The organism is Hymenobacter terrigena, from assembly GCF_054776515.1.
The window spans coordinates 48816-73863 of the sequence record NZ_BAAHBU010000002.1; the positions used below are offsets into that span (position 1 = coordinate 48816).

Sequence of the window (25048 nt, forward strand, 5' to 3'; positions counted from 1 at the left end):
GACAGAAGCTACGCTACTGAATACCCCGCGAAATCCTTGCGCAATTGCGTTTTGAGGATTTTGCCGGTGGCGGTGTGGGGCAGCTGGTTCACAAATTCCACGGCATCGGGCTCCCAGAACTTGGCCACCCGGCCCCGGAAGAAATGCAGCATCTCCTCGGCCGAAACCTCCATGCCGGGGCGACGCACCACTACCAGCAGGGGCCGCTCGCTCCATTTGGCGCTGGGTACGCCGATGACGGCGGCCTCGGCCACGGCGGGGTGGGCCACGGCCAGGTTTTCGAGCTCGATGCTGGAAATCCACTCGCCGCCCGATTTGATGACGTCCTTCGAACGGTCGGTGATTTGCATGTAGCCGTCGGGGTCGATGGTGGCCACATCGCCGGTGCGGAACCAGCCGTCGGCCGTGAGCTCGCCGGGCGTGGCCGTGCGGAAGTAGTCGCGCACCACCCACGGGCCGCGCACTAGCAGGTCGCCAAAGGCTACGCCGTCGTGGGGCAGCGCGTGGCCGTCGTCGCCCACAATCTCCATATCGACTCCGAACACCGCCCGGCCCTGTTTGGCCCGCAGGGCTAGACTCTCGGCCGGGCTGAGGCCGGCGTGCTTGCCCTTGAGGCGGGCGGTGGTGCCCAGCGGGCTGGTTTCCGTCATGCCCCAGGCGTGCATGATGGTCACGTTCAGCTCCTCCTCGAAGGCCTTCATGAGGGCCGGAGGGCAGGCGGCCCCGCCCACCACCGTGCGGTTGAGGGTGCTGAAACGGCGCTGGCCCTCGCGCATGAATTGCAGCAGCGCCAGCCAAATGGTGGGCACCCCGGCCGAGAACGTGACGCCCTCGGTTTCAAATAGCTCAAACAAACTGGCGCTGTCCATGCCCGCGCCAGGCAGCACCAGCTTGGCACCATTGAGCGGAGCTGCGTAGGGCAAGCCCCAGGCGTTGACGTGGAACATGGGCACGACCGGCATAATCACGTCCGAGGCCGAGCAGCTCAGCGCATCGGGCAAGGAAATGCCGAAGGCGTGCAGCACCGTGGAGCGGTGCGAATAGAGCACGCCCTTGGGCTGGTCGGTGGTACCGGAGGTGTAGCAGAGCGAGCAGGCGGTGTTTTCGTCGAAGCTGGGCCAGTCGTAGTCGCCAGTTTCGGCGGCCAGTAAGTCCTCGTAGCTGCACAGGCCGGGCAGCTCGGAGGCGGCGGGCAGGTGCTCGGGGCCGGCCATGAGCACCCATTTTTCCACGGTGGGGCACACGGAGGCCAGGCGCTCCACAAGGGGCAGAAAGGTGAGGTCGAAGAACAGCAGCCGGTCCTCGGCGTGGTTGATGATGAACACCAGCTGCTCGGGAAACAGGCGCGGGTTGATGGTGTGGCACACTGCCCCGATACCGGCCACGCCGTAATACAGCTCGAAATGGCGGTGCGTGTTCCAGGCCAGGGTGCCCACCCGGTCGCCGTTTTCGATGCCGAGTTTCAGCAGGGCCTGGGCCAGTTGCTTACTGCGGCGGTTAGCGTCGGCGTAGGTGTAGCGGTGCATGCCGCCCTCGGGCCGGCGCGACACAATTTCGGTATCGGAATGCCACTTGGCGGCGTGCTCGATAATTGTGGCCACGCGCAGCGGCTCGGCCATCATCAATCCTAACATAGAGGTTCGGGGTGGGAATGTAGGGCCGTAAGGTACACCGGCCGCCCTGCATCTCATCAAGCTTCCGCCCGCTTTTTTATGGGAGGCGGTACCACAGGGTGCCCCCTTCCAGGAAGGCTACAACACCCACGCCTTTCGCATAATAAACCCGCCGGACGGGCTTGGTCCGGGGCAAGGAATTGGCGGCGGCATAAAGGCTATTCGAAACCTGAATAACCGGGCCGTAAGCAACGCCTCCTACCTGAAATGAAGGCAGCAAATGGGCTGTCGTATCGGGCAGCGCTTTTCCGGTCACGGCTTCCTGCACCGGCAAGGAGTTCTCAAAACCAAAATCCCAATAAAGGCGAGTCTGCACGACTACCGGGCCATCGCCGTCATTGTCATCGACCCCCATTTCCAGCAAGGTGTCTCCCTGGGTCAGGGCAATGGAGTCGGGCCGGGTGGGCGTGCTGCTGGCGCTCCGAACGTAGCGCACGGTGTCGGTGCGAAACACATCGACTCTAACTTTTTGCAAGGTGGATGAGCTACCGGGGCCTAAATTGATACCGCCTCCGCAATGATTGCAGAGCGTCAGCATGCGGTCATCAATTTCCCGGATGGTGAACGTACGCACCTTACTGCTCCGCGCCTGCCCGAACCGGAGCACCTCGCCCACGTGGTACGGCTGCCACGCCAGCTGCTCAGCGGATAGCCGGTATTCGGGCGTTTCCTTTTTGCCGCAGCCCACGACGGCTAACATCAGAAAGCAACTAGCGGAAGCGGTACGGAAGGAAAGCATCGACTGAAGCTGGGTGGAAATGCTCGGGTAAGTTAAAGCTTTTGTATCCGACTTCAGTGCCGGCCTGCGTCGAGGTCCGTTAGCGCGCTGCCTCAATGGCCAACTGCAACAGGCTCGAACGCACGCTCAAATCGCCCAGCTTATTATTCCGCCGCGTGGGGTGTACGCGGTTGGTAAGCAGCACCACCACGAGGTCCTTCGCCGGCTCTACCCAGAAGTAGGTGCCCGTGAAGCCGGTGTGGCCGTAGCTGCGCTGCGAGGCACTTTTGGCCGAGTTCACCGTGGGGTTGGCGGCGGGACGGTCGAAGGCCAGGGCGCGGCGGTTATCAGGGCAGAACTGGCAGCGCGTCCAGTCGGTCAGCACGGCTTTGTCGAAGAGCTGCTGGCCGCCGTAGCGCCCGCCCCAGGCGTAGGTCTGGGCGAGCTTGGCTACGTCGTTGGCATCGCCAAACAGGCCGGCGTGGCCCGAGAGGCCGCCCAGCAGGGCCGCGCCCTCGTCATGCACCGTGCCATGCACCAGCTGCTTCCGAAACGCCGAATCGACTTCGGTGGGCACAATGCGCGCCACCGGAAAGCGGTTGAGAGGCCGGAAGCCCAGCGTGGTAGCGCCCAGCGGCCCATATACTTCCTTCTGCAAAAAAGCATCGAGCGGCAGCCCGGTGCGGGCCTGCACCAGTGCCGGGTACAGCACAAACGACAAGTCCGAATACACGTAGCCCGGCTTCTCATTCAGCGGCGACTCCCCTATTTCTTTATAGATGCGGGCCGGCAGCTTCTTGCGGCCCCAAATGCCTTGGGCCACCGGCAACGGGAACCGGCCCGACGAATCGGCCCGGAAATAGCGGCGGCGCAGGTTGCCGTTTTTTTTCACGAATTCCTTCCAGAAGGGGATAAAAGCCTTGAGGCGGGCTTGGTGGGCCAGCACGTCGCGCATTTTCAGGCCGGCCTTGTTGGTACCGCGCAGAAAGGGAAAATAGTTGCCCATCGCACTATCGGGGCTGAATTTATGGTCGGCTTCCAGGCGCATCAGCGCGGGCGTGGCGGCCAGCAGCTTGGTCATCGAGGCCAGGTCGTAGAGGTCGTCGTCCTTCACCGGGCGCGGCACGCTTGGGGATAAGGAAGAAGGGACAGGGGCTACGGGTTTGCCAACCTTTCCTTTTTTCCTTATCCCTATCCCATTTCCCCCATCTCCTATCCCCTCACCCGCATACGTCTGGTTGCCATAGCTTTTGCGGAGCACCACCGTGCCGCGCCGGGCAATGAGCACCTGCGCCCCCGGAAACGCCTGCGCCGCCAGCGCCCGGCCCACCAGGCTGTCCACGCGGGCTTCGAGGCGGCCGTCCATGCCCACGTCCTCGGGGTTGGCATAGCGCAACCGGTAATTCCCAGCCGTGCGCAGACCAAAGCCGCGCGGGTACCGGTCGCTTACCGTCACGGGCAGCTTGCCGGTGGCCGCGATGCCGCCGAAAATGGCCTGCGCGGCTAGGTTCTGCGCATTCGGGCTTTCCTGATAGGCCATGACGACGGCGGCGGCGCGGTCCAAATCGCGCACCTTGGCCACGGCGTAGGCCGAGCCGAATACGCTGAGCACCAGCATTTGCTTCTGGTCGGCCAGCTCGCGCAGCAGCATGTTATCCTCCGGCGTGATGCCGAAGCTGGTGGCAGGCAAGCGGCCCAGGCTTTGCAGGCTCACCAGTATCAGGTTGTAGGGCTTGAGGGCGGCGCGCAGCTGCATCAATTCATCGAGCGAGGCCGTGGCGGCGATGTGGAAATGCGCGGCCGGCGCATAGTCGGCCACCGCTTTCTGGAAGTCGGTAGTGTCGCGCGGGGAGCCGCCCAGCACCAGCGTAGCAATGCGCAACGTATCGAGGCGCTGGAGCGGCAGCAGGCTTTTCTGGTTGCGTAGCAGCGTGATGCTCAGCTCAGTGAGTCGGTGGCTGAGGTATTGGGCGTGCGGACCGTTGAGGTCTTCGTAGATGTTTTTGGTATCGATGGGCCGGTAATGGTTCAAGCCCGACCACTGCTTGAGGGCCAGCACACGGCGGCAGTGCTCATCAATTTCGGTTTGCGAAATCCGGCCGCTGTCCACGGCCACGCGCACCATCTTCAGCGCCAATGGAATGTTCTTGCTGAACTCCAGAATGTCATTGCCGGCCATGATGGCGCGCACATCGGCCTCGCCGGGCGGAAACTTGCTGATGACGCCGCGCATGTTCATGGCATCGGTGAAAATCAAGCCTTTAAACCCCATCTCATTTCGCAATACCCCTTCGATAATGGGCTTAGAGAGCGTGCTCGGGCCGCTCACGGTATCCAGGGCGGGCACGTTGAGGTGGGCCACCATCATGCCGCCCAGCCCGCCCGCGATGAGGCTGCGGAAGGGCGGCAGTTCCAGCGTATCGAGCCGGCGGCGGTCGACGCGCACGGTGGGCAGGGCCAGGTGCGAGTCGGCGTCTACGTCGCCGTGGCCGGGGAAGTGCTTGGCCACGGCCAAGATGCCGGCGTCCTGCATGCCGCGCATGTACTGGCGGCCGTCGCGGGCCACGGCCGCCGGGTTTTCGCCCCAGCTCCGAAAGCCGATAACCGGGTTGGCGGGGTTGTTATTCACATCGACCACCGGCGCAAAGTTGACGTGCATGCCCAGCCGCTTGAACTGTCGGGCCACCTCGCGGCCCATATCATAAAGCAGCGTGGTGTCGGTTTCGCCGCCCAGGCTCATCTGGTAGGGGAATTTCACCACGCTATCAAGGCGCATGCCCACGCCCCATTCGCCGTCCAGGGCCACCAGCAGCGGCACTTTAGATTGGCTTTGGTAGCGGTTCAGCAGGCGTGCCTGCCGGGCCGGGCCACCCTGAAAGAATATCAACCCGCCAATGCCATACTGCTTGATAAGGGTCGAAACCGAGTCCTCAAAAACCCGCGTGCGGTTGGAATACGCGGCCACCATGAAGAGCTGCGCGGCGCGCTGGTCGGGCGTGAGCACCCGCATCAGGCTATCGACCCAGGGCGAATGCAGGTAACGAGTGAAGGCCGGCGCATTGGCCGGTGTGGGAGCTAAGACCGTTTTTTTCACCGCCTTGCGCACCACAGACGGCTTTTTTGGGTGGGAAGCGGGGTGCTGCTGCGCGCCGGCCAGCAGTGGGAAGGCAAACAGCCAGAACAAGAACAGGTACTTCATTAACAACAAGAGCTGAGCGACAAAGGGGACGACCACGCATACGGGGCGCTGCAAAAGTCGGCAGTTGAACGGTATGAACCCGCAACCGCCCGCTACGCCCAGCTTCGGGGCCTTCCGTCCGGTTCGCCCGGGCCCGGAGATAATTAAGCCAACTGTTAGGCGGTTAATACAATTAAATATTAAAAATATTTTATAATAAGAATAAATATTACTTACTTGTAATATATAACAAACCCAATACAACTATGAACAGAACTACAAAAACACCGGACCGGCTGATTTCTAACAGTTTCCATTTATTGACACCCATAGCAGCCTGGGTATTCATCGGCTTTCTGCTCCTGCTGTCGGCCCAGGCGCAGGCGCAGAAGACCTACTACTGGCGAGGCGGGTCGGGGGCTCTGTGGAGTGCCTCAACCAGCTGGAACACGGCTACCGATGGCACGGGCACGGCGCGAACCACTCGCAACAGCGGCGACGTGCTAATATTCAGCGGCGGCAGTCCCACCGCCACCATGGATTTAACCGAGACAATCAAGCAGTTATCTTTCACAAGCAACGTTGCGGCTACGCTCAATACCAGCCAGAACGCCATCCGCACCATCACCCTGGGCGGGGGCGCGGGCGATGACTTTGTGGTAAGTGCCGGCTCGTCGCTCACGGTGGTGGGCGTGGTCAGCGACTTCAATGACGCGGCGGTGTACTTCCAGCTGAATACCGCCGTCACGGCCAGCATTGCCGGCACCATCACCTTCACCAGCTCGGGCGGCAACAGCAGTTCCAACGCACTCCACGAGTTTCGGGGCGGTGAGGGTTCGGTGCACTTTACGAATGGTGGCAGCCTCGTTGTCACCGGCCGGATGAACGGCGATTCCTTTGGGACGACCGCCGGCATGGCCGTGTTTGAGGCGGGGGCTACCTACCAGCAGAATGCGACCAATTCCGATGACCCTTACGGCTTCGCCACCTTTTCGGACGGCAGCACCTACCGTTACCTCGCGGGTAATTTTGGGGGCTCTTCTTTATCCACTGACCGGTCGTATGGCAACCTATCGTATGAAAGTACCAGCGACCGCACCATCGGGGGATTCATCAATCTACTCATTCGCAACAACCTGACGCTTAGCGGCACCGGCAACCTGTCGCTGAACGCGCGCAATACGGACGGCACCAGCATCGGGGGAAATATCAGCCTTACCAACAACAGCGCAATGCTCATGTTTGACCCCAGCTCGACGCGGCCGGTGACGCTGAATGGCACGGTTGCCAAGACCGTCAGCGGCGTCGGGTCGGTGGTTTTTGGCGAGAACGCGCAGCTTGAAATCGACAACCCGGCCGGGGTGACGCTCACCCGTGCCCTCACCGTCGACAACGCTCTGCTCCTGACCCGGGGCTTGCTGACTACCAGCGCCACGGCCCTGCTCACCCTGTCCCCAAACGCTACGGTAACGGGCGGCAGTGCCACCAGCTTCGTGAATGGCCCGCTGGCCCGCTCCACGCCATCGGCCAACAGCACCACCCGCACCTGGGTTTTCCCAGTTGGCAAAGGCGCGGCCTACCGCCCCCTCACGCTCAGGACCACCGACCAGAATTCGGCCGCTACCTACACCGTCGAGCAGTTTGAAGGGAACCCCGGGCAAACGGTGACGGGCACGCTGCAGCGAGTGTCGTTTAAGCGCGCTTACAGCATCACCTCGTCTAGTACTTCGGCCACCAATACCACCGCCACCGTCACGCTTTCCTTCGGCCCCGACGACTACGTGAACGTGCCGGGCAGCACAAGCCTGGTGGTGGCCCGGCGGCAGGGCACCAGCGGCTCCTGGAGCACCATGGGGCGCTCGGCCAACACCGGCCCGGCCGGCGCGGCCGGCGGCCCCGGCGTCAGCGGCACCCTGACCTCGAATTCACTCACGGGGTTCACCACCGGCTCGGCCACGTATTTTGCGCTGGGCGCGCTGAATCTGAACAATCAGGCTAACCCGTTTTCCACCGCCGTGAACCCGCTGCCCGTGGAGCTCACGCATTTTGATGCCACTGTCAAAACGCAGGGCGTCGCCGTGAGCTGGGCCACGGCCACGGAGAAAAACAGCGACTATTTTGAGGTGCAGCGCAGCGCCAATGGCGAAAACTTCCAGCCCGTTTGCAGCGTGAAGGGCCAGGGCACCAGCAGCAACCCCCACGAATACGCCTTCGTGGACGGCCATCCGCTGGCGGGCCTCTCCTACTACCGCCTCCACCAGGTCGATACCGACGGGGCCAGCACGTTTTCGCCCGTGGCCACCGTGCAGCTGCGCGGCGAAGTGTCCGTGTACCCCAACCCCAGCACGGGCACTGTTTCACTGCCGGCCACGGTGGGCACCGTGCGCTATCGCGTGCTCAACGCCCTGGGGCAGACCGTGCTGAGCGGTCAGGCCACCGGCAACGACCAGCTCGACCTGCGCATGCTCGCCAAAGGCCCCTTCTTTCTGGAGCTGACCGGGGCCGGCGGCAGCACCACGCAGCGCCTGGTGCGAGAATAAGCGGTTTCATATCACTCCCAAAAGCCCTGTTCCTGTAATCGGAACAGGGCTTTTTTCATCGCATACTCTTATTAATCAGGGAAATTAACCTCCTTTTTCACTCTAATTGGTATATACTTCTCATGCATTACCCTCGGTGTTGCTATCTGCCTGTCCCTGGTTTTAGCAGGTCGTGCCGTGCTTTTACAAAGCCTATTCTGATGGCACTCCTATTTATTGTACTAAAACAATTAAATTAGGCACATATATCTAAAATAATATCAATTTATCTTTAATATACAAAAGTCATAGTGCACCTTATTTAGAATCAGCATAAATTGCCAACTTATATTGGATTTTTACCTTTTAACAACAATAGCCAATGCTTACTTCTACACTTAACCGCTTTTTCTCTACATTGTCAAGTTCCTTTCTGATAGGAGCGGTTGCTCTATTCTTTGGTTCGTACAGCGTTTCTGCGCAAATTCTTTCGAGAACCCAGGATTTTTCAGGTGCTGCAATTACGCGAAACACGTACGGAACTGATTTGGCAGCTGACATCACTAAAGCGACTAACCAGAACACCGCCGGCTATTTTTCGACAGGTTTTGTATATAGTACCACGCCTGCTGGTGCATTCGGTGTGGCCGACAACAATGCCAGCTCCACCCCTAATTCTATCCCAATACTTCTTGACACGCAGGTATTTCAAGCAAATTCCACCAACAATAAAATAACTTTTGACCTAGGTCAAGGTGGGCAAGGTGGTGGTGGTTTCAATCAAAACAATAGCTTGACTGCAGATGTATCGCTTAATGGGGCAGCCGCTGTCAGAGTATTAACAGTAACCGGTAGTTCCGTTAATAACGCCGACCCATCCTTTGCTATTGGCAGTGGCAGCACGTACACTACTACTTACCCGGCATTAGGAACTGTTGTAGAATCTAAAACTAATCCGACTAATATAGTCGGTAAGTTCGTCGTAAATCTTCCTAATTTTACGGCCAGAACAACAGTTGATTTAACCATCGTCGTTACAGCTGCTCGAAAGTCCACTGTACTTGTTGATAACATTGTGATTTCTTCGGGTTCCCCCCTCCCCGTTGAACTCACCCGCTTCGAGGCCACCGCCAAAGGCACAGGTGTGAACCTGAGCTGGGCCACGGCTACCGAAAAGAACAGTGACCGTTTTGAGATTCAGCGCAGCGCCACGGGCGACGAATACAGCACCATTGGCACGGTAAAAGGCCAGGGCAGCACCACCATGGCGCACGACTACTCCTTCGTGGACAGCCGCCCGCTGACCGGCACTTCCTACTACCGCCTGCGGCAGGTCGACGCCGATGGCACCTCTAGCTTTTCGCCGGTGGCCGTTGTGCAAGCCGAAGCCAGTACCAAAGTAGCGCTCTATCCCAATCCCAGCGCCAATCAGCTCATCCTGCCCGCCGGGGTGGGCGCGGTGCAGTACCGCATTTTCAATGCCCTGGGCCAGACCTTGCTCAGCGGCAAGGCCACTGACAATGACCGCCTCGACATCACCAGCCTGCCCAAAGGCGCCTTCTTCCTGGAAATGAGCGGCGCTGCCGGCCGCCACACCCAGCGCCTGTTGCGCGAGTAACGCTCCGCTCGGGCCATTGCAGCCCCAAAGGCCCGCTCTGACGATTACGCCCCGCCCCTACTCTGTGTAGGGGCGGGGCTTTTTTGTGCTATAGTATTAGTGAAACCGACATTGCCTTTTTTGGCCTGTCAACGTAGATAACACTTAATATCAACGCCTTTCACTACTCGTTTTATGCGCATTCCTATTCTCTTCTCTGGACCGGGCGGCCGACTGCTGGCGTTGGCTGGCACCTTGTGGCTGGGGGCTTGTAGCGGCCAGGCCCCGCTGGAGCAATCCAGCGGCGGCACCAGCCGTTCCACCGCCGTGCAAGCTGATACTACTGCCACGCTGCCAACGGAGGCCTGCGGCCTGCTCACGCCCGGCGAGGTAGCCAGCCTGACCGGCCGCCCCGTGCAGCAGCAAGCCCAGGGCGAGGCCTGCCGCTTTGTGGAAGCCGACCAGCCCGCCAGCCCCGATGCCGTGGTAACGGTATCGTTCCGGCCGGCCGCCGCCTTCCAGATTGCGCAGGCAGGCAATGACTTGCGCCGGCGCAACATGGTGCCCGTGGCAGGCCTGGGCCGCGAGGCGTATTACGACGACAGCCACGGCGACCTCTACGTGCGCCTGCCCGACCGCACGCTAGTTATCGGGATGCCGCGCCGCGTGAAAAGCTACTCGCGCGGGCGCATTGCACCGGAACTGGGCCGCCTGGCCGTGGCCCGGTTAACGGCTCATGCCGGGAGTGCGCCGGCGCGGTAGGGCCGGTTGATACGTGGGCATGCAGCCGTTTCGTAGCTTGCGGCACATTCCCATTCGCTTATGAAAAAAATTGCCCTGGCCGGCCTCGTCGCGGCCGCCCTCACGTCGGCCTGCAACCAGACCAAAACCACCGAAACCACTACCACCAGCACCAGCAGCGCGGCCACTGATACCACCAAAGGCATCAACGGCCTGTTCGCCAGCTTCTGGGAGCGGCAGTCGCGGCTCGACCCGCTCTCGGCCACGGCCCAGGGCGACAACCGCTTCAACGACCTGCTGCCCAACGACCAGACCCAGGCATTTCGGGACACGCTGCGCACGTTTTACCAGGACTATCTGACGCGGCTGGGCAAATTTGACCGGGCGAAACTGGACGACAACGACCGCATCAGCTATGATATCTTTCAGTACGACCTCAAGCAGCGACTCGACGGGCTGAAGCTGAATACTTGGATGATGCCGTTTCAGCAGTTCTGGGGCCTGCCCATCAGCATGGGGCAGTTTGGCTCGGGACAGGGCAACCAGCCGTTCAAAACCGTGAAGGACTACGACAACTGGCTGGGCCGGGTACGCGGCTTCTCGGTGTGGGCCGACTCGGCCATTGGCAATTTTCGGCGCGGCATGAAGGCTGGCGTGGTGCTGCCCAAAGCCTTGGTGGAGAAGATGATTCCGCAGATGCGTGACAAAACCATGGTGGTGACTGACCCCACCAAGTCGCTGTTCTACGGGCCGATAAACGCTTTCCCGAAAGACTTTTCGGATGCCGATAAGAAGCGCATCACGGAGGATTATAAGAAGGCCATTCTGACGGAGATTGTACCGACGTATAAGAAGCTCGGCGATTTCCTGGCCAATGAATACCTGCCCAAAGCCCGCCCCACCAGCGGCATCAATGCCATTCCCGGCGGGCCGGAAATGTACCGCTACTACGCCAGCTACTGGACCACGACCGACAAAACCCCGGCCGAAATCCACGCCCTGGGCCTGCGCGAAGTGGCCCGCCTGCGCGCCGAGATGGAGCGCATGAAAACCCAATTGGGCTTCAAGGGCACGTTGCGCCAGTTCTTCGAGAGCCTGAAAACCAACCCCAAGGCCATGCCCTTCAAAACGGCCGAGGAAGTGCTGGCCGGATTCCGCAAAATTCAGGCAACCATCGACCCCAGCCTGAAAAAGATGTTCGGCCGCGTACCCAAATCGCCGTTCGAAATCCGGGAAACGGAAAAATTCCGCGAGGCGTCGGCGTCGGCGGAGTACAACCAGGGCTCGCCGGATGGCACCCGGCCGGGCATTTTCTACGTGCCGCTGTCCAAGCCGGCCGAGTACAACGTGACGCAGGGCATGGAGTCGCTGTTTCTGCACGAGGCCATTCCGGGCCACCACTACCAGATTTCCTTGCAGCAGGAAAATACCAGCCTGCCCAAGTTCCGCCAGTTTGCCGGCTACGGGGCCATGACCGAGGGCTGGGCCCTCTACTGCGAAAGCCTGGGCAAGGAGCTTGGCCTCTACAAAGACCCTTACCAGTACATTGGCGCACTGAGCGATGAGATGCTGCGCGCCGTGCGCCTGGTGGTAGATACCGGCCTGCACACCGGCCAGATGACCCGTGAGCAAGCCATTGACTACATGCTCGATAACACGCCCGACAACAAGGAAAACGACACGGCCGCCATTGAGCGCTACATGGCCATTCCAGGCCAGGCGCTGTCTTACAAAATTGGCCAGCTGAAGATTCAGGAGTTGCGCGCCCGCTACGAGAAGCAGCTGGGCAGCAAATTCTCCCTCAGCAACTTCCACGACGAACTGTTGAAAGATGGCGTGATGCCGCTGGCCGTGCTCGAAACCAAGATGGACGCCTGGGCGAAGAAGCAATAGCCAACGGTTGAGGGTTGAATAAAGCCCGTCATGCTTCGACTCAGCATGACGGGCTTTTAAGTTCACGTCTCCCAACAAAAACTGGATTATTTACAGCCGTTTGTGTAGCTTGCCGGCTTACTTATCGGTTAATGAACAGATTTTTTGTTGCCTTACTGGCAATGTGGTGCCTGTTGGCGCACCCGGCTGGCTCCCAAACCCCACCTAACACCGCTGCTACTTCCGCGACTTTACTGGCCGGTTTATTCAATTCGTATTGGGAAGACCGCGCCCGGCTGTTTCCCATGATGGCCACGGCCCAGGGCGACAACCGCTACAACGACCGCCTGCCCAACGACCAGACCCGCGCCTTTCGCCAGCAGCAGACGCGCTTCTACCGCCGCTACCTCAATGACTTGCTGAACATTGACCGCGCCCGCCTGTCGGCCGACGACAAGCTCAGCTACGACATTTTTCAGTACGAGATGCGCAGCCGCCTTGAAGGCCTGCGACTGAACACGTGGATGATGCCGTTTGCCCAGTTTTACAGCCTGCCTACCACCCTCAGCCAGCTGGGTGCGGGCACCGGCGCGCAGCCCTTCAAGACGGTGAAGGACTACGACAACTGGCTGGCCCGCGTGGGCAAATTCCCGGTGTGGGCCGACTCGGCCATCGGCAATTTCCGGCAGGGCATGAAGGCGGCCGTGGTGCTGCCCCGCGTGCTGGTGCTGAAAATGGTGCCCCAACTGCAAGCCCAGGTAACGGCCGATGCTACCAAAAGCCTGTTTTACGGCCCCATCACCCGGCTGCCGGCCAGCTTTTCGGAGGCCGACAAAGCCCGCCTTACCAGTGCTTATCAGCAAGCCATTCTCACCGAGGTGGTGCCCACCTACCGCAAGCTGGCCGACTTCCTGCAGAATGAATACCTGCCCCAGGCCCGTAGCAGCACCGGCCTGAGCGACGTGCCCGGCGGGGCCGAAATGTACCGCTACGACGTGCGCCTGATGACCACCACCGACCGCACGCCCGACGCCATCTACCAAACCGGACTGGCCGAGGTGAAGCGCATCCGGGCCGAGATGGAGGCCGTGAAAAAGCAGGTTGGGTTCAAAGGCAGCCTGCCGGGCTTCTTCAGCTACCTGGGCTCCAGCAGCAAATTCATGCCCTACAAAACGCCGGACGATGTGCTGAACGCCTTTCGTGGCATCCAGGCGCGCATCACGCCCAACCTACCCAAGCTGTTTGGGCGCACGCCGAAGTCGCCGTTTGAGATTCGGCAGACGGAGGCCTTCCGCGCCGCCACGGCTTCGGCCGAGTACAACCGGGGCACGCCGGACGGCGCGCGGCCCGGCATTTTCTACGTGCCGATTCTTGATGCCACCAAATTCAACGTGACCTCGGGCATGGAGTCGCTGTTTCTGCACGAGGCCATTCCCGGGCATCACTACCAGTTGTCGTTGCAGCAGGAAAACACCAGCCTGCCCAAGTTCCGCCGCTTCGCCTCCTACCCCGCATTTAGTGAGGGCTGGGCGCTGTACTGCGAAAGCCTGGGCAAGGAGCTCGGCCTCTACACCGACCCTTACCAACGCATTGGCGCGCTGGGCGATGAGATGCACCGCGCCCTGCGCCTGGTGGTGGACGTGGGCCTGCACGCCAAAGGCATGAGCCGCGAGCAGGCCATCGACTACATGATGGCCAACGAGCCAATTTCGGAGCAGGCCGCCACGGCCGAAATCGAGCGCTATCTGGCCATGCCCGGCCAGGCCCTGGCCTACAAAACCGGCCAACTCAAAATCCGTGAGCTGCGCAGCCGCTACGAAAAGCAGCTGGGCAAGAAATTCAACCTGCGGGCTTTCCACGACGAAATTCTGGCCGGCGGCTCCATGCCCCTGGCCGTGCTAGAGCGCCGAATGGACGCCTGGGCTGCCCGGCAGCGGTAAAGCAAGGTAGCGGCGGACTTTTAGTTCGCGCCCATAAGCCGTTGGGCGTTGGTCGTTTTTCCGCGGCGGGACGCGGACTAAAAGTCCGCGCTACCTTGCCCTATCTTTCGTATTCTCCGAATCTCATCTTTGATGTCGCACTTCAATTCCCGCCGGCGGCTGACCGGTTTTCTGGCCACCCTTGGCCTGGCCTTCACCCTGCTTCCCACTCCTGGTATGGCTCAAACTTCCACTCCCGCCGCATTGGCAGGCCGCACCGCAGGCGTATTACCCCTGCTGGCCCCTTGGGAAGGTCCACACGGCGGCGTGCCCGCTTTCGACAAGGTACGGGTAGCTGATTTCAAGCTCGCATTGGAGGCCGCGATGGCCGAGAATCTGGCCGAAATCAACGCCATTGCCACTAACCCGGCCGCGCCTACGTTCGAGAACACCATTGCGGCCATGGAGCGCAGCGGGCAGACGCTGACGCGCGTTTCGGCCATCTACGACATCTGGAGCAGCACGCTGAATGATGCAGCCTTCAGCGCCGTGGAAACGGAAATGGCGCCCAAGTTGGCCGCGTTCTACGACCAGATTTCGCAGAACCCGGCGCTGTTTAAGCGCATTGAGGCGGTGTATAATTCGCCGGCAAACAAAAAGCTGACCGCCGAGCAGCAGCGGCTTGTGGAAGTTGACTACAAGCAGTTTGTGCGAGCCGGCGCGAAGCTGGACGCCACGGCCAAGGCCCGCGTGTCGGCCATCAACCAGCAGCTGGCGGGGCTATTCACCAACTTTTCGCAAAACGTGCTGGCCGATGAAGCCGACTCGGTACTGGTGCTGAAAACCGATAAGGACCTGGGCGGGCTGCCGGCCTCGCTGCGCGACGCGGCCAAAACCACGGCCGGCACCCGCAAAATCGCGGCAGCGGGCGTCATCACCAACACCCGCTCCAGCATCGACCCGTTTCTGACGTACTCGGACCAGCGCGGGCTGCGCGAGAAGGCTTGGCGCATGTTTACGAACCGCGGCGACAACGGCGGCGCGCACGACAACAACGCCATCATCACCCAGATTTTGCAGCTGCGGGCCGAGCGCGCCAAGCTACTGGGCTACCCCACCCACGCCCACCTGCGCCTCGACAACACCATGGCCAAAACCCCGGAAGCCGCCATGCAGCTGATGGAGCAGGTGTGGACGCCCGCCGTGGCCCGCGTGCACGAGGAAGTGGCCGACATGCTGGCGCTGGCCAAAAAAGAAGGCGCCCCCGCCAACTTCAAAATCGAGCCCTGGGACTACCGTTACTACGCCGAGAAAGTGCGCAAAGCCCGCTACGACCTCGACCAGAACGAGGTGAAGCAGTATTTGCAGCTGGATAAGATGCGCGAGGGCATGTTTTGGGTGGCCGGCGAGCTGTTCAATTTCAGCTTTGTGCCCGTAACCGACGTGCCCGTGTACCACCCCGATGTGAAGGTGTGGCAAGTGAACGACAAAACCACCGGCAAGCAGGTGGGCCTGTGGTACTTTGACCCCTACGCCCGGCCCGGCAAAAACTCGGGCGCGTGGATGAATGCCTACCGCAACCAGGAACGCCTGGACAAGCCTGTGACGACCATCGTGTCGAACAACTCCAACTTCGTGAAGGGCAAGGACGGCGAGCCGGTGCTCATTTCGTGGACCGACGCCACGACGCTGTTTCACGAGTTCGGCCACGCCCTGCACGGGCTGTCGAGCAACGTGACGTACCCCTCGCTTTCGGGCACCAGCGTGGTGCGCGACTACGTGGAATTCCCCTCGCAGCTGCTCGAAAACTGGCTGGCCACGCCCGAGGTGCTGAACCGCTTTGCCCTGCATTACCAGACTAGAAAGCCCATCCCGAAGGTGCTCGTGGACCGCATCAACAAGGCCAGCTCCTTCAACGAAGGCTTTGCTACTACCGAGTTTCTGGCCAGCGCCCTGATTGACATGAAGCTGCACCTGGCCGGCGCGCAGAAGATTGACCCTGACAAGTTTGAGCGCGAAACCCTGGCCGGCTTGGGCATGCCTTCGGAGCTGGTGATGCGCCACCGCACGCCGCAGTTTACGCACGTTTTCTCTTCGGATGGCTACTCGGCTGGCTACTACTCCTACCTGTGGTCGGTGGTGCTGGCGGCCGATGCGTTCAGCGCCTTCACCGAGGCCGGCGGGCCTTATGACAAGGCCGTGGCGGCCCGCCTGCGCAAGAACGTGTTCACCGTGGGCAACACCGTGGACCCGGCCGCCGGCTACCGCGCCTTCCGCGGTCGCGACCCGAAAATTGACGCGCTCATGAAGCAGCGCAACTTCCCGCTGGCGGGAGCCAAAGCCAGCCCCTCGGCCCCGGTCAAAAAGCCGGTTGGTAAAACCAAACCTGCTGCGACGAGGGGTAAATAGCCACATAGTTGGCAAATGCTAATTCCAGGAAAGCCCCGTAATTGGGGCTTTCTTTTTGCCGTTTCGCACGCCCGGCGGGCAAGTAGCCAACTTATCGTACTTGTGCCCAGCATTCGCTGCTGTCAGCATTTCCTGAAATAAACGCAACCTAACGAGGCCAACTGCCGACCTTTCGCGCCCATTCATCCCAACTTTAAGCCCGCCCCTTCCCAAGCCTATGCACAAGTACGTACCGGCCCTGCTCACGGCCGCGACCTTTTTCGTTTCAGCCGCAGCTTCGGCCCAGCAGTTGCCCGCCCTCACGGCCGAAGACTACGCCCGCGCCGAACGCTTCCTGAGTTACAACACCCAGGCGCTGGTGGACCACAGCGCCGGCCAGCCCAACTGGCTCGCGGGCGACCGGTTCTGGTACCGCGTGCTCACGGCGCAGGGCAGCGAGTTCATCCTGGTGGACCCGGCCCGCAAAACCCGCACCGCCGCTTTCGACCAGGCCAAGCTGGCCGCTGCGCTTTCCGCGGCCACCGGCAAATCTTACGAAGCCAACCGACTGCCGTTCCGCACGCTCAAGTTTTCGCCCGATGAAAAGGCTATTTCATTTACCGCGAGCGGCAAAAGCTGGAAGTACGACGTAGCGAGCGGGCAACTGAGCCCCGATGCCGCGCCCGCGACCCAGCCGAGCCCCAACGCGGAGAACGAGGTTGAGTCGCCCAACGGCCAGCTGGCCGCTTACATCAAGGACTACAACCTGTGGGTGCGCGACACGAAAACCAACCAGACCACCCAGCTCACCACCGACGGCACCAAGGACTACGGCTACGCCACCGACAACGCCGGCTGGACCACCAGCGACAAGCCGGTGCTGCGCTGGTCGCCCGACTCGCGCAAAATCGCCACTTTCCGGCAGGACCAGCGCAACGTGGGCGACATGTACCTGGTAACCACCAACGTGGGCCATCCCACCCTGAAATCCTGGAAATACCCGCTGCCCGGCGACAAAGACGTAGCCACCATCGAGCGCGTGGTTATCGAAGTAAACAACCCGAAAGTGGTGCGCTTCCAGATGGCCCCTGACCAGCACCGGGGCTCGCTCTCGGATGATATATCCAGCAGCGGCACCTTCGACGATGTGGACTGGAGCCCCGATGGCCGCGAAGTGGCATTTGTGTCGACTTCGCGCGACCACAAGGAGGAAAAAATCCGCGTGGCCGATGCCGCGACCGGTGCCGTGCGCGACGTGTTTTCCGAAACCGTGGCTACGCAGTACGAGTCGGGCCAGAATGCCATCAACTGGCGCTACCTGCCCAAGAGCAAGGAGGTTATCTGGTATTCGGAGCGCGACAACTGGGGCCACCTCTACTTGTATGACGCCGGCACCGGCAAGGTGAAGAACCAGATTACCAAAGGCAATTTTGTGGTGACGCAACTGCTGAAAGTAGACGACCAGAAGCGCCAGCTTTACTTCCTGGCCGACGGCCGCGAGGCGGGCAACCCCTACTTTACGCACCTCTACCGCGTGGGGCTCGATGGCAAGCACCTCACGCTGCTCACGCCCGAGGCCGGCAACCACCAGGTCATGCTTTCGCCCTCGGGCCGCTATTTCGTCGACACGTACTCGCAGCCCGATAAGCCCGGCGTGACGGTGCTGCGCGGCACCGATGGCAAGCTGATTTCGACACTGGAGAAAACCGACATTTCCCGCCTCACGGCTACCGGCTGGAAGGCTCCCACGCCCATCACGGTGAAAGCCCAGGACGGCCAGATTGACCTGTATGGCCTGATGTTCACGCCCACAAACCTGGACCCGAACAAGAAGTACCCGATTATCAACTACATCTACCCCGGGCCGCAGGGCGGCGGCGTAGGCAGCTGGTCGTTTGCCTCGGCGCGGAACGACCACCAGGCCCTGGCCGAGCTGGGCTTCGTGGTGGTAGTCATCGAAGGCAGCTGCAACCCCCTGCGTTCCAAGAGCTACCACGATGCCTGCTACGGCAACATGGCCGAAAACACGCTTTCGGACCAGGTGACCGGCATGCGCCAGCTGGCGCAGAAGTACCCCTACATCGACCTGAACCGGGCCGGCATCTGGGGGCACTCGGGTGGCGGCTACGCTACGGCGGCGGCCATGTTCCGCTACCCGGATTTCTTCAAAGTGGGCATCTCCGAATCGGGCAACCACGAAAACCGCAACTACGAAGACGACTGGGCCGAGCGCTACATCGGCCTGATGAAGACCAACGCCGACGGCACCACGAGCTACGACAACCAGGCCAACGCTGCCTTCGCCAAGAACCTGAAAGGTAAGCTAATGCTAGCCCACGGCCTGATGGACAACAACGTACCGCCTTACAACACCTGGCTGGTGGTAGAAGCCCTCACCAAAGCCAATAAGAGCTACGACCTTGTGGTATTCCCGAACGCCCAGCACGGCTACGGCACTTATGCGCCCTACATGATGCGCCGCCGCTGGGACTATTTCGTGCAGAACCTGGCCGGCGCCCAGCCGCCGCACGACTACGAGATGAAGCCCCACGCCGACCCGCGCAACGCTGTGCAGTAGGCAGGCGATAGTTAGGTCAGGATAGAACGTCATGCAGAGCGCAGCGAAGCATCTTGCCCGCAGTCAGTAATCCCTTCGATAGGTTTACTATTGCGGTAAAGATGCTTCGCTGCGCTCTGCATGACGTTCTTTTTTATTCCCTTCACAACGGCTATGAAAAGCCTTCGGTCCAAACCGCAACCAATGCTCCGGTTTCTCTGGCTGCTGACACTGCTTTTGCTCCAGCCCGGCTTCAGCCATGCCCAGCGGCGTTTCGAGCTGGCCGACATCAGCCGGCTGGTGAACGTGAGCGACCCGCAGCTTTCGCCCGATGGCAAGAGCATTCTGGTAGTGGTGTCGCGGCCCAACCTCACCGCCAACCGCCACGAGGCCGAGGTGGTGCTGGTGGATGTGGCCACCGGCCGGCAGCGCGTGCTGGTAGCCGACCGGCCCACCGTGAAGCAGCCGCGCTGGTCGCCCACCGGCGACCGGGTGGCTTTCCTGGCGCGCACCGGCACGGGCAAGGACGCCCACACCCAGCTTTTCGTGCAGAATCTCGCCTCCGGCGAAGCTCGCCAGCTCACCACGGCCATCGCTAATGTGCAGCTTTACAGTTGGAATCCCAATGGCACGGCCCTCGCCTACTCGGCCGCCGATGCGCCGGCCAACGCGGCCGAAGTTGCGCGGGGCAACGACAGCTTTGAAGTAGGTAACGGCAGCGTGACACTAACCGCGCCGCCCACGCCCGACCACCTATGGCTGGTTTCGGCCACCGACGGGCAGCCCGCCCGCCGCCTCACCAGCGGCGCGCTGAGCTTGCCCGATGACTCTTCGGCCCCCTTCGCCTGGCACCCCGACGGCCGCACGCTGACCTGCGTGCTGCGCCCCAGCGCCCAGACCGGCGACCAGGAAACCTCCTTGTACACCCTAGAAGTGGCCACTGGCACGGTGCGCGGGTTTCCCGGCTCTCCGCACCGCGTCGACTTGCCTGCTTACTCGCCCGATGGGAAATGGCTGAGCTACCAGACGCCGCGCGAGCCGCCTTATTTCGAGTCGCTGGAATTTGACGTGGTGCCGGTTCCCGGCGGCCCCGTGCGCCACCTCTGCCGCGGGCTCGACCGCAACCTGCAACGCGCCGTGTGGGCCCTTGACAGTAGGAGTCTGTTTGTGGGTGGCAACGACGGCCCCACGGTTTCCATCTGGCAGCAGGAATTGAACGGGCGCAGCCGCAAGCTGCCGCTGGGCGGGGTTTCGCCCAACGGCAGCTACTGGGTAGAAATGGCGGTGGGCCGCCGCAATACCCTGGCCCTCACGGCCAACGAGCCTGGCCGCCAGGCTGAGTTGTATTACCTGGCCTCGACCACCGCTACCCCACGCCGCCTCACCGATTTCAACCACGAAACCGCCGCTCTGGCCCTGGGCCGCATGGAAGCGGTGGAATGGCAATCGGACGAGTTGCGCCCCGATGGCATCCTCACCTACCCGCCCAGCTTCGACCCCGCCAAAAAGTACCCGCTGGTGCTGATGATGCACGGCGGCCCTTCGAATGCCTCGCGGGTGGCCTTTTATGGGCTGGGGCAGGCAGTGGCGGCGCACGGCTACGTGGTGTTTCAGCCCAACTACCGGGGCAGCGACAACCTGGGCTATGCCTTCCAGCGGGCCATTCGGGATGATGCGGGGGACGGGCCGGGGCGCGACGTGCTGGCCGGCATTGCCGAATTGGAGAAGCGCGGCTGGGTCGATACCAGCCGCATTGCGCTGTCGGGTGCTTCGTACGGTGGTTTTATGACGGCCTGGCTGATGGGCGAGTCGCGCCGCTGGCGCTGCGCGGTGGCGGCCGCCTCGGTGGTCGATTTGCTGGACAGCTACAACCTGAGCGACAACAACATCGCCAATGCCGGGCACTACGGTCCTTCGCCCTGGCTCAGCACTGAAAACATGGCGCACTACCAGGCACAGTCGCCAATTTCGCGGGCCACGCGCTGGCGCACGCCCACGCTCATTCTGCACAACGTAGGCGACTACCGCGTGCCCATCAGCAACTCCTACAAGCTCTACCACGCGCTGAAAGACCAGCAGGTGCCGGTGCGCTTCGTAGCCTTCCCGATTTCGGCCCACGTCCCGTCCGACCCCGTGCGCAGCGCCGAGTGGAACCGGTTGTGGCTGGAGTGGCTCGATGAGTACCTGAGGCCTGCTGCGTCGGATGCTAAGTAATGGCAAACGCCCTGGCCTACTGCAAACATTTTGTCGTTTTGGCACTTGTGTTGCCGACATTGCAAAACAATTCTCTTCCTGCCACTAATTATGAAAAAAACGTCTTCCCTCGCCCTGCGGCTGCTACTGGCGGGGCTTAGCGTGGCCGGCCCATTGGTTGCTTCGGCCCAGAAAAAGCCCGCTGCTAAATCCACGAACGCCGAAAGCGCTATCCGCGAAAGCGACATCAAGCGCGACCTGTTTGCGCTGGCCGGCGACCATTTCCGGGGCCGCGAGGGCGGCACGCTGGACGAGTTGAAAGCTTCCGTGTGGCTCGCCGACCAGATTCGGGCCACCGGCATGCTGCCAGCCGGTGACGATGGCACCTACTTCCAGTGGTTCAACCTGCAACGCACCCGCCTGAGCAAGAGCAGTACGCTACGCATTGGCACTCATGAAATTAAATTAAACGAAGACGGTGCCGTGACGGCTCCTACCAATGCCAGCATCACGGCGCCGCTGGTGTACGTGGGCACCGGCTCGGCAGCAGAACTCGCTAAAGTCGACGTGAAAGGCAAAGCCGTGGCGGTGCAGATTGCGGGCGCGCCGACGGACGGCATCAGCTACCGGCGCTACGTGTTCGGCAAGTTTGCCGGGCAGGCGGGCGAGTTGGTGAAGGCCGGCGCTGTCGCCGTGGTGTTCGTGTCGGATGCGGCCTCGCAGGCCCTTTATGACCATTGGAGTCACATTTATGAGCGCGGGCGCTACAGCCTGCCCGGCGCGGTCAGCACCAAAGTGGTGAGCACGCCGCCCGTGGTATGGCTGCCCGCCAGCGCCGCCAGTTGGATACAGCAGGCCGGCCAGCAGTTCAGCACCGAGTTGAAAGTGGAGAGTTTCCAGTACCCGTCGGTGAACATTGTGGCCAAGATGCCCGGCACCGACGCGCAGTTGAAGAAAGAGTACGTCCTCTTCAGCACGCACCAGGACCACGACGGCGTGCGCGCCCCCGTGGCCGGTGACTCCATCTACAACGGCGCCGACGATAACGCCACCGGCTGCGCAGCCCTGCTGGCCATCATGCGGGCCTTCAAGCAACAGCCGGGGCGGCGCTCGGCGCTGTTTGTGTACCAAGGCTCGGAAGAGCGCGGCCTCATTGGCTCGACCTATTTTTCGGCCCATCCCACGGTGCCGCAAGCCAGCATTGTGGCCGTGCTGAACGCCGAAATGATGGGCCGCAACGCCCCCGACAGCGCCGCCCTGCTGGGCTCGACGCCGCCCCATATGAACTCCTCTGACCTCGTAAAAACCGCGCTGGCGGCCAACCAGGCCGGCCCCAGGTTCAAGCTCGATACCGAATGGGACAAGCCCACGCACCCCGAGGGCTGGTATTTCCGCTCCGACCACCTGCCCTACGCCCGCCTGGGCATTCCGGCCATTATGTACACCTCGCTGCTGCACGTGGACTACCACACGCCCCGCGATGAGCCCAGCCGCATCGACTACGCCAAGCTCACGCGCATGACGCAGTGGATGTACCTCACCGGCTGGGCCGTGGCCAATCGCACGGCACCGCCCGCCCGCGAGCCTGGCTTCAGGCTGGAACGGTAGGGCACTTCGCTTAGAGGAATGAACAAATATGCGAATGCCGGCTTAACTGCTCACTCTTCATTTCTCCTTCTTCATTAAGCGAAGCGTACCATGCGCCACCTCACCGCCGCCGACATCGCCGGCTTCGATAAAATTTACCGCCTCAATCTTGTCAACGGCTTGCCGGGCTTCAAGTCGGCCAACCTGGTGGGCACGGCCGCGGCCGATGGCGCGACCAACCTGGCCGTGTTCAGCTCGGCGTTGCACTTAGGCTCCGACCCGGCTTTGCTGGGCATTGTGACGCGGCCCACCACCGTGCCGCGCCACACCTACGCCAACCTCAAAAGCAGCGGCTGCTACACCCTCAACCACGTACCCGAGGCGCTGGCCGCCCAGGCGCACTACACTTCGGCCAACTTCCCGGACTCGGTTTCGGAGTTTGATGCCTGTGGCTTCACGGCCGAATACCGCGACGATTTTCCGGCGCCCTACGTGGCCGAAAGCGCCCTCAGCATCGGTCTGCGGCTGCTCGAAGAGCACCACATCAGCAACGGCACGGTGCTGCTGGTAGGCCGCGTGGAACATGTGTACCTGCGCGACGAAGCGCTGCGCCCCGACGGCACCCTCGACCTCGTGGCCCTGGGCACGGCCACCATCTCGGGCCTCGACGGCTACCACGCCGTGCAGCCGCCCGTGCGCTTCGGCTACGCCCGGCTAGGCCAACTGCCGGTGGCGGAATAGAATAACACGTGTTCCCGCAGACAAAAAGGCCATTCCACCGTTGTGGAATGGCCTTTTTGTAGTTGGCAAGCCCTGTTCAATCAAGGGTATTGCCCTTCAATCCTGCTCTTAGTGAAATCGGGATACCACTCGTCGTCGGTATAATTTGGTGACTCGGCTCCATCGCGACCTGCCTGGTTTTTAGCACCTTTCGGTTTGAATTTGGCTTTGGTTTTTCTGCTTTTGCGGCCAGTAGAGGCCAGCGCCAAGGCCCCAAGGACGAGTCCCGCTACGGCGGCCACTTTCAACCACGGCTTGATGACGGGCGGAGGCACGGAGGTAACGCCGCCGCCATCGGCCGTGGCGGGCTGCTGGACGTAGCGGCCGGTTTTGGGCCGGGCCACGGCATCAAACCGGGCAGCGAAATCAGCCAGCTGATTGCGCAGGGTTTCGCCGTGCATCGGAATGCCGTGGCCGGTGGCTGCGACCTCGGGCTCCATCCGTGACAGCAGTTCGACGGAGTCGCGGGCCGCGTCCCAATCGGGTGTGAAGTAGGCCGGCGGGCCGTGTACTTCCTGCTTTTGCGTAAACGTATTGAGGCCGGATTCGGCAAATACCGTGGTGAAGGCGTCGCCGGCCACCAGCATTTTGTCGTGCTCCCGAAAAAAGGACACGTGCCCGAACGTGTGCCCCGGCGTGTGCACCCAGCGCCAGCCGGGCAGACCGGGCACACTGCCATCGGCGGGCAGCGTCTGCACCCGCTCCCCAAAATTATACGGGTGCTTGGGGTAGGTGAACGACAGGTAAGCCATCATGCCGCCGCCCACGGTGGGGTCGGGCGCGGGGTAGCTGGAGCGGCCGGTGAGGTAGGGCAACTCCAGCGGATGGGCGTACACGGGCACGTCGGGCCAGGCATCGAGCAGGCCGTGCAGGCCGCCCACGTGGTCGAAGTGGCCGTGGGTGAGGATGATGGCCGCGGGTGGCGTATCGGCCCCAAAGAGGTCTTCGGCATGCTTTTTAATCTTGTCGGCCGAGCCGGGCAGGCCCGCATCAATGAGCACCCAGGCACCCTGTGGCTCATCTTGCGGGAAGGCGTAGTAGAGGTTTACAAAGACATCGCGCAGCACACTCAGGCCGGGCACTACGGCAGTGAAAGCGGGCGTGCTGGCCCGCGTGGCATCGTTGGAAAGCATAGCGATAAGGGACAAAAAGAGTGGAAAACCGGTGCCGGCCAGCCGGCGTGGCCCCGATACTACGGCCGGCACCGGGCCCAAGGTTGGCCCTTTTTTCCCACCGTGGTGCTTACCCGCAGACTACGGTGGCGCTTAGGCCGAACGCAAAAAGCCCGCTGTCGCATTGACAGCGGGCTTTTTAGCATAAATGCTT

General features: G+C 61.7%; 14 protein-coding genes. 10 read left to right on the plus strand and 4 right to left on the minus strand.

Features of this window, described 5'->3' with window-relative positions; all coding sequences use genetic code 11:
• Positions 1-8: 8 nt before the first annotated feature.
• From ACYU7Q_RS07215 to ACYU7Q_RS07225, 3 genes are all read right to left on the minus strand, one after another.
• On the minus strand, positions 9-1634 hold the full coding sequence (locus ACYU7Q_RS07215) for a 3-(methylthio)propionyl-CoA ligase (protein WP_460608769.1): 1626 nt from the start codon (positions 1632-1634) through the stop codon (positions 9-11).
• Between the two features lie 76 nt (positions 1635-1710).
• Positions 1711-2373, minus strand: coding sequence for a hypothetical protein (locus tag ACYU7Q_RS07220; RefSeq protein ID WP_460608770.1), 663 nt, complete (start codon positions 2371-2373; stop codon positions 1711-1713).
• Positions 2374-2491: 118 nt separating this feature from the next.
• Positions 2492-5590, minus strand: coding sequence for a glycoside hydrolase family 3 N-terminal domain-containing protein (locus ACYU7Q_RS07225; protein WP_460608771.1), 3099 nt, complete (start codon positions 5588-5590; stop codon positions 2492-2494).
• Positions 5591-5889: 299 nt separating this feature from the next.
• On the opposite strand from ACYU7Q_RS07225, the gene ACYU7Q_RS07230 reads away from it, so the two are divergent.
• The 10 genes from ACYU7Q_RS07230 to ACYU7Q_RS07275 all read left to right on the plus strand — a co-directional run bounded on the left by ACYU7Q_RS07230 (position 5890) and on the right by ACYU7Q_RS07275 (position 23683).
• Positions 5890-8109, plus strand: coding sequence for a T9SS type A sorting domain-containing protein (locus ACYU7Q_RS07230; RefSeq protein ID WP_460608772.1), 2220 nt, complete (start codon positions 5890-5892; stop codon positions 8107-8109).
• 1054 nt (positions 8110-9163) lie between these two features.
• Positions 9164-9706, plus strand: a complete 543-nt coding sequence (locus tag ACYU7Q_RS07235; protein WP_460608773.1) for a T9SS type A sorting domain-containing protein — start codon at positions 9164-9166, stop codon at positions 9704-9706.
• 174 nt (positions 9707-9880) lie between these two features.
• Positions 9881-10447, plus strand: a complete 567-nt coding sequence (locus ACYU7Q_RS07240) for a hypothetical protein (protein WP_460608774.1) — start codon at positions 9881-9883, stop codon at positions 10445-10447.
• 60 nt (positions 10448-10507) lie between these two features.
• Positions 10508-12319, plus strand: a complete 1812-nt coding sequence (locus ACYU7Q_RS07245) for a DUF885 domain-containing protein (RefSeq protein ID WP_460608775.1) — start codon at positions 10508-10510, stop codon at positions 12317-12319.
• Between the two features lie 131 nt (positions 12320-12450).
• Positions 12451-14238 (plus strand): DUF885 domain-containing protein, encoded by a 1788-nt coding sequence (locus tag ACYU7Q_RS07250; protein ID WP_460608776.1) that lies wholly within the window; start codon positions 12451-12453, stop codon positions 14236-14238.
• A 216-nt stretch (positions 14239-14454) separates the two neighbouring features.
• Entirely contained in the window at positions 14455-16626 is a 2172-nt protein-coding gene (locus ACYU7Q_RS07255) for a M3 family metallopeptidase (protein ID WP_460608778.1), read from the plus strand.
• 217 nt (positions 16627-16843) lie between these two features.
• Entirely contained in the window at positions 16844-19183 is a 2340-nt protein-coding gene (locus ACYU7Q_RS07260) for a S9 family peptidase (RefSeq protein ID WP_460608779.1), read from the plus strand.
• Between the two features lie 183 nt (positions 19184-19366).
• Positions 19367-21376 carry a S9 family peptidase gene (locus ACYU7Q_RS07265; RefSeq protein WP_460608780.1) on the plus strand — a complete coding sequence of 670 codons (2010 nt, stop codon included), beginning with the start codon at positions 19367-19369 and terminating at the stop codon, positions 21374-21376.
• Positions 21377-21466: 90 nt separating this feature from the next.
• Complete coding sequence (locus ACYU7Q_RS07270; RefSeq protein WP_460608781.1) at positions 21467-22963, plus strand: M28 family peptidase; 1497 nt, start codon at positions 21467-21469, stop codon at positions 22961-22963.
• Between the two features lie 90 nt (positions 22964-23053).
• Positions 23054-23683, plus strand: a complete 630-nt coding sequence (locus ACYU7Q_RS07275) for a flavin reductase family protein (RefSeq protein WP_460608782.1) — start codon at positions 23054-23056, stop codon at positions 23681-23683.
• 80 nt (positions 23684-23763) lie between these two features.
• Here ACYU7Q_RS07275 and ACYU7Q_RS07280 read toward each other — a convergent pair whose 3' ends face one another.
• Complete coding sequence (locus tag ACYU7Q_RS07280) at positions 23764-24855, minus strand: MBL fold metallo-hydrolase (protein WP_460608783.1); 1092 nt, start codon at positions 24853-24855, stop codon at positions 23764-23766.
• Between the last annotated feature and the right edge of the window lie 193 nt (positions 24856-25048).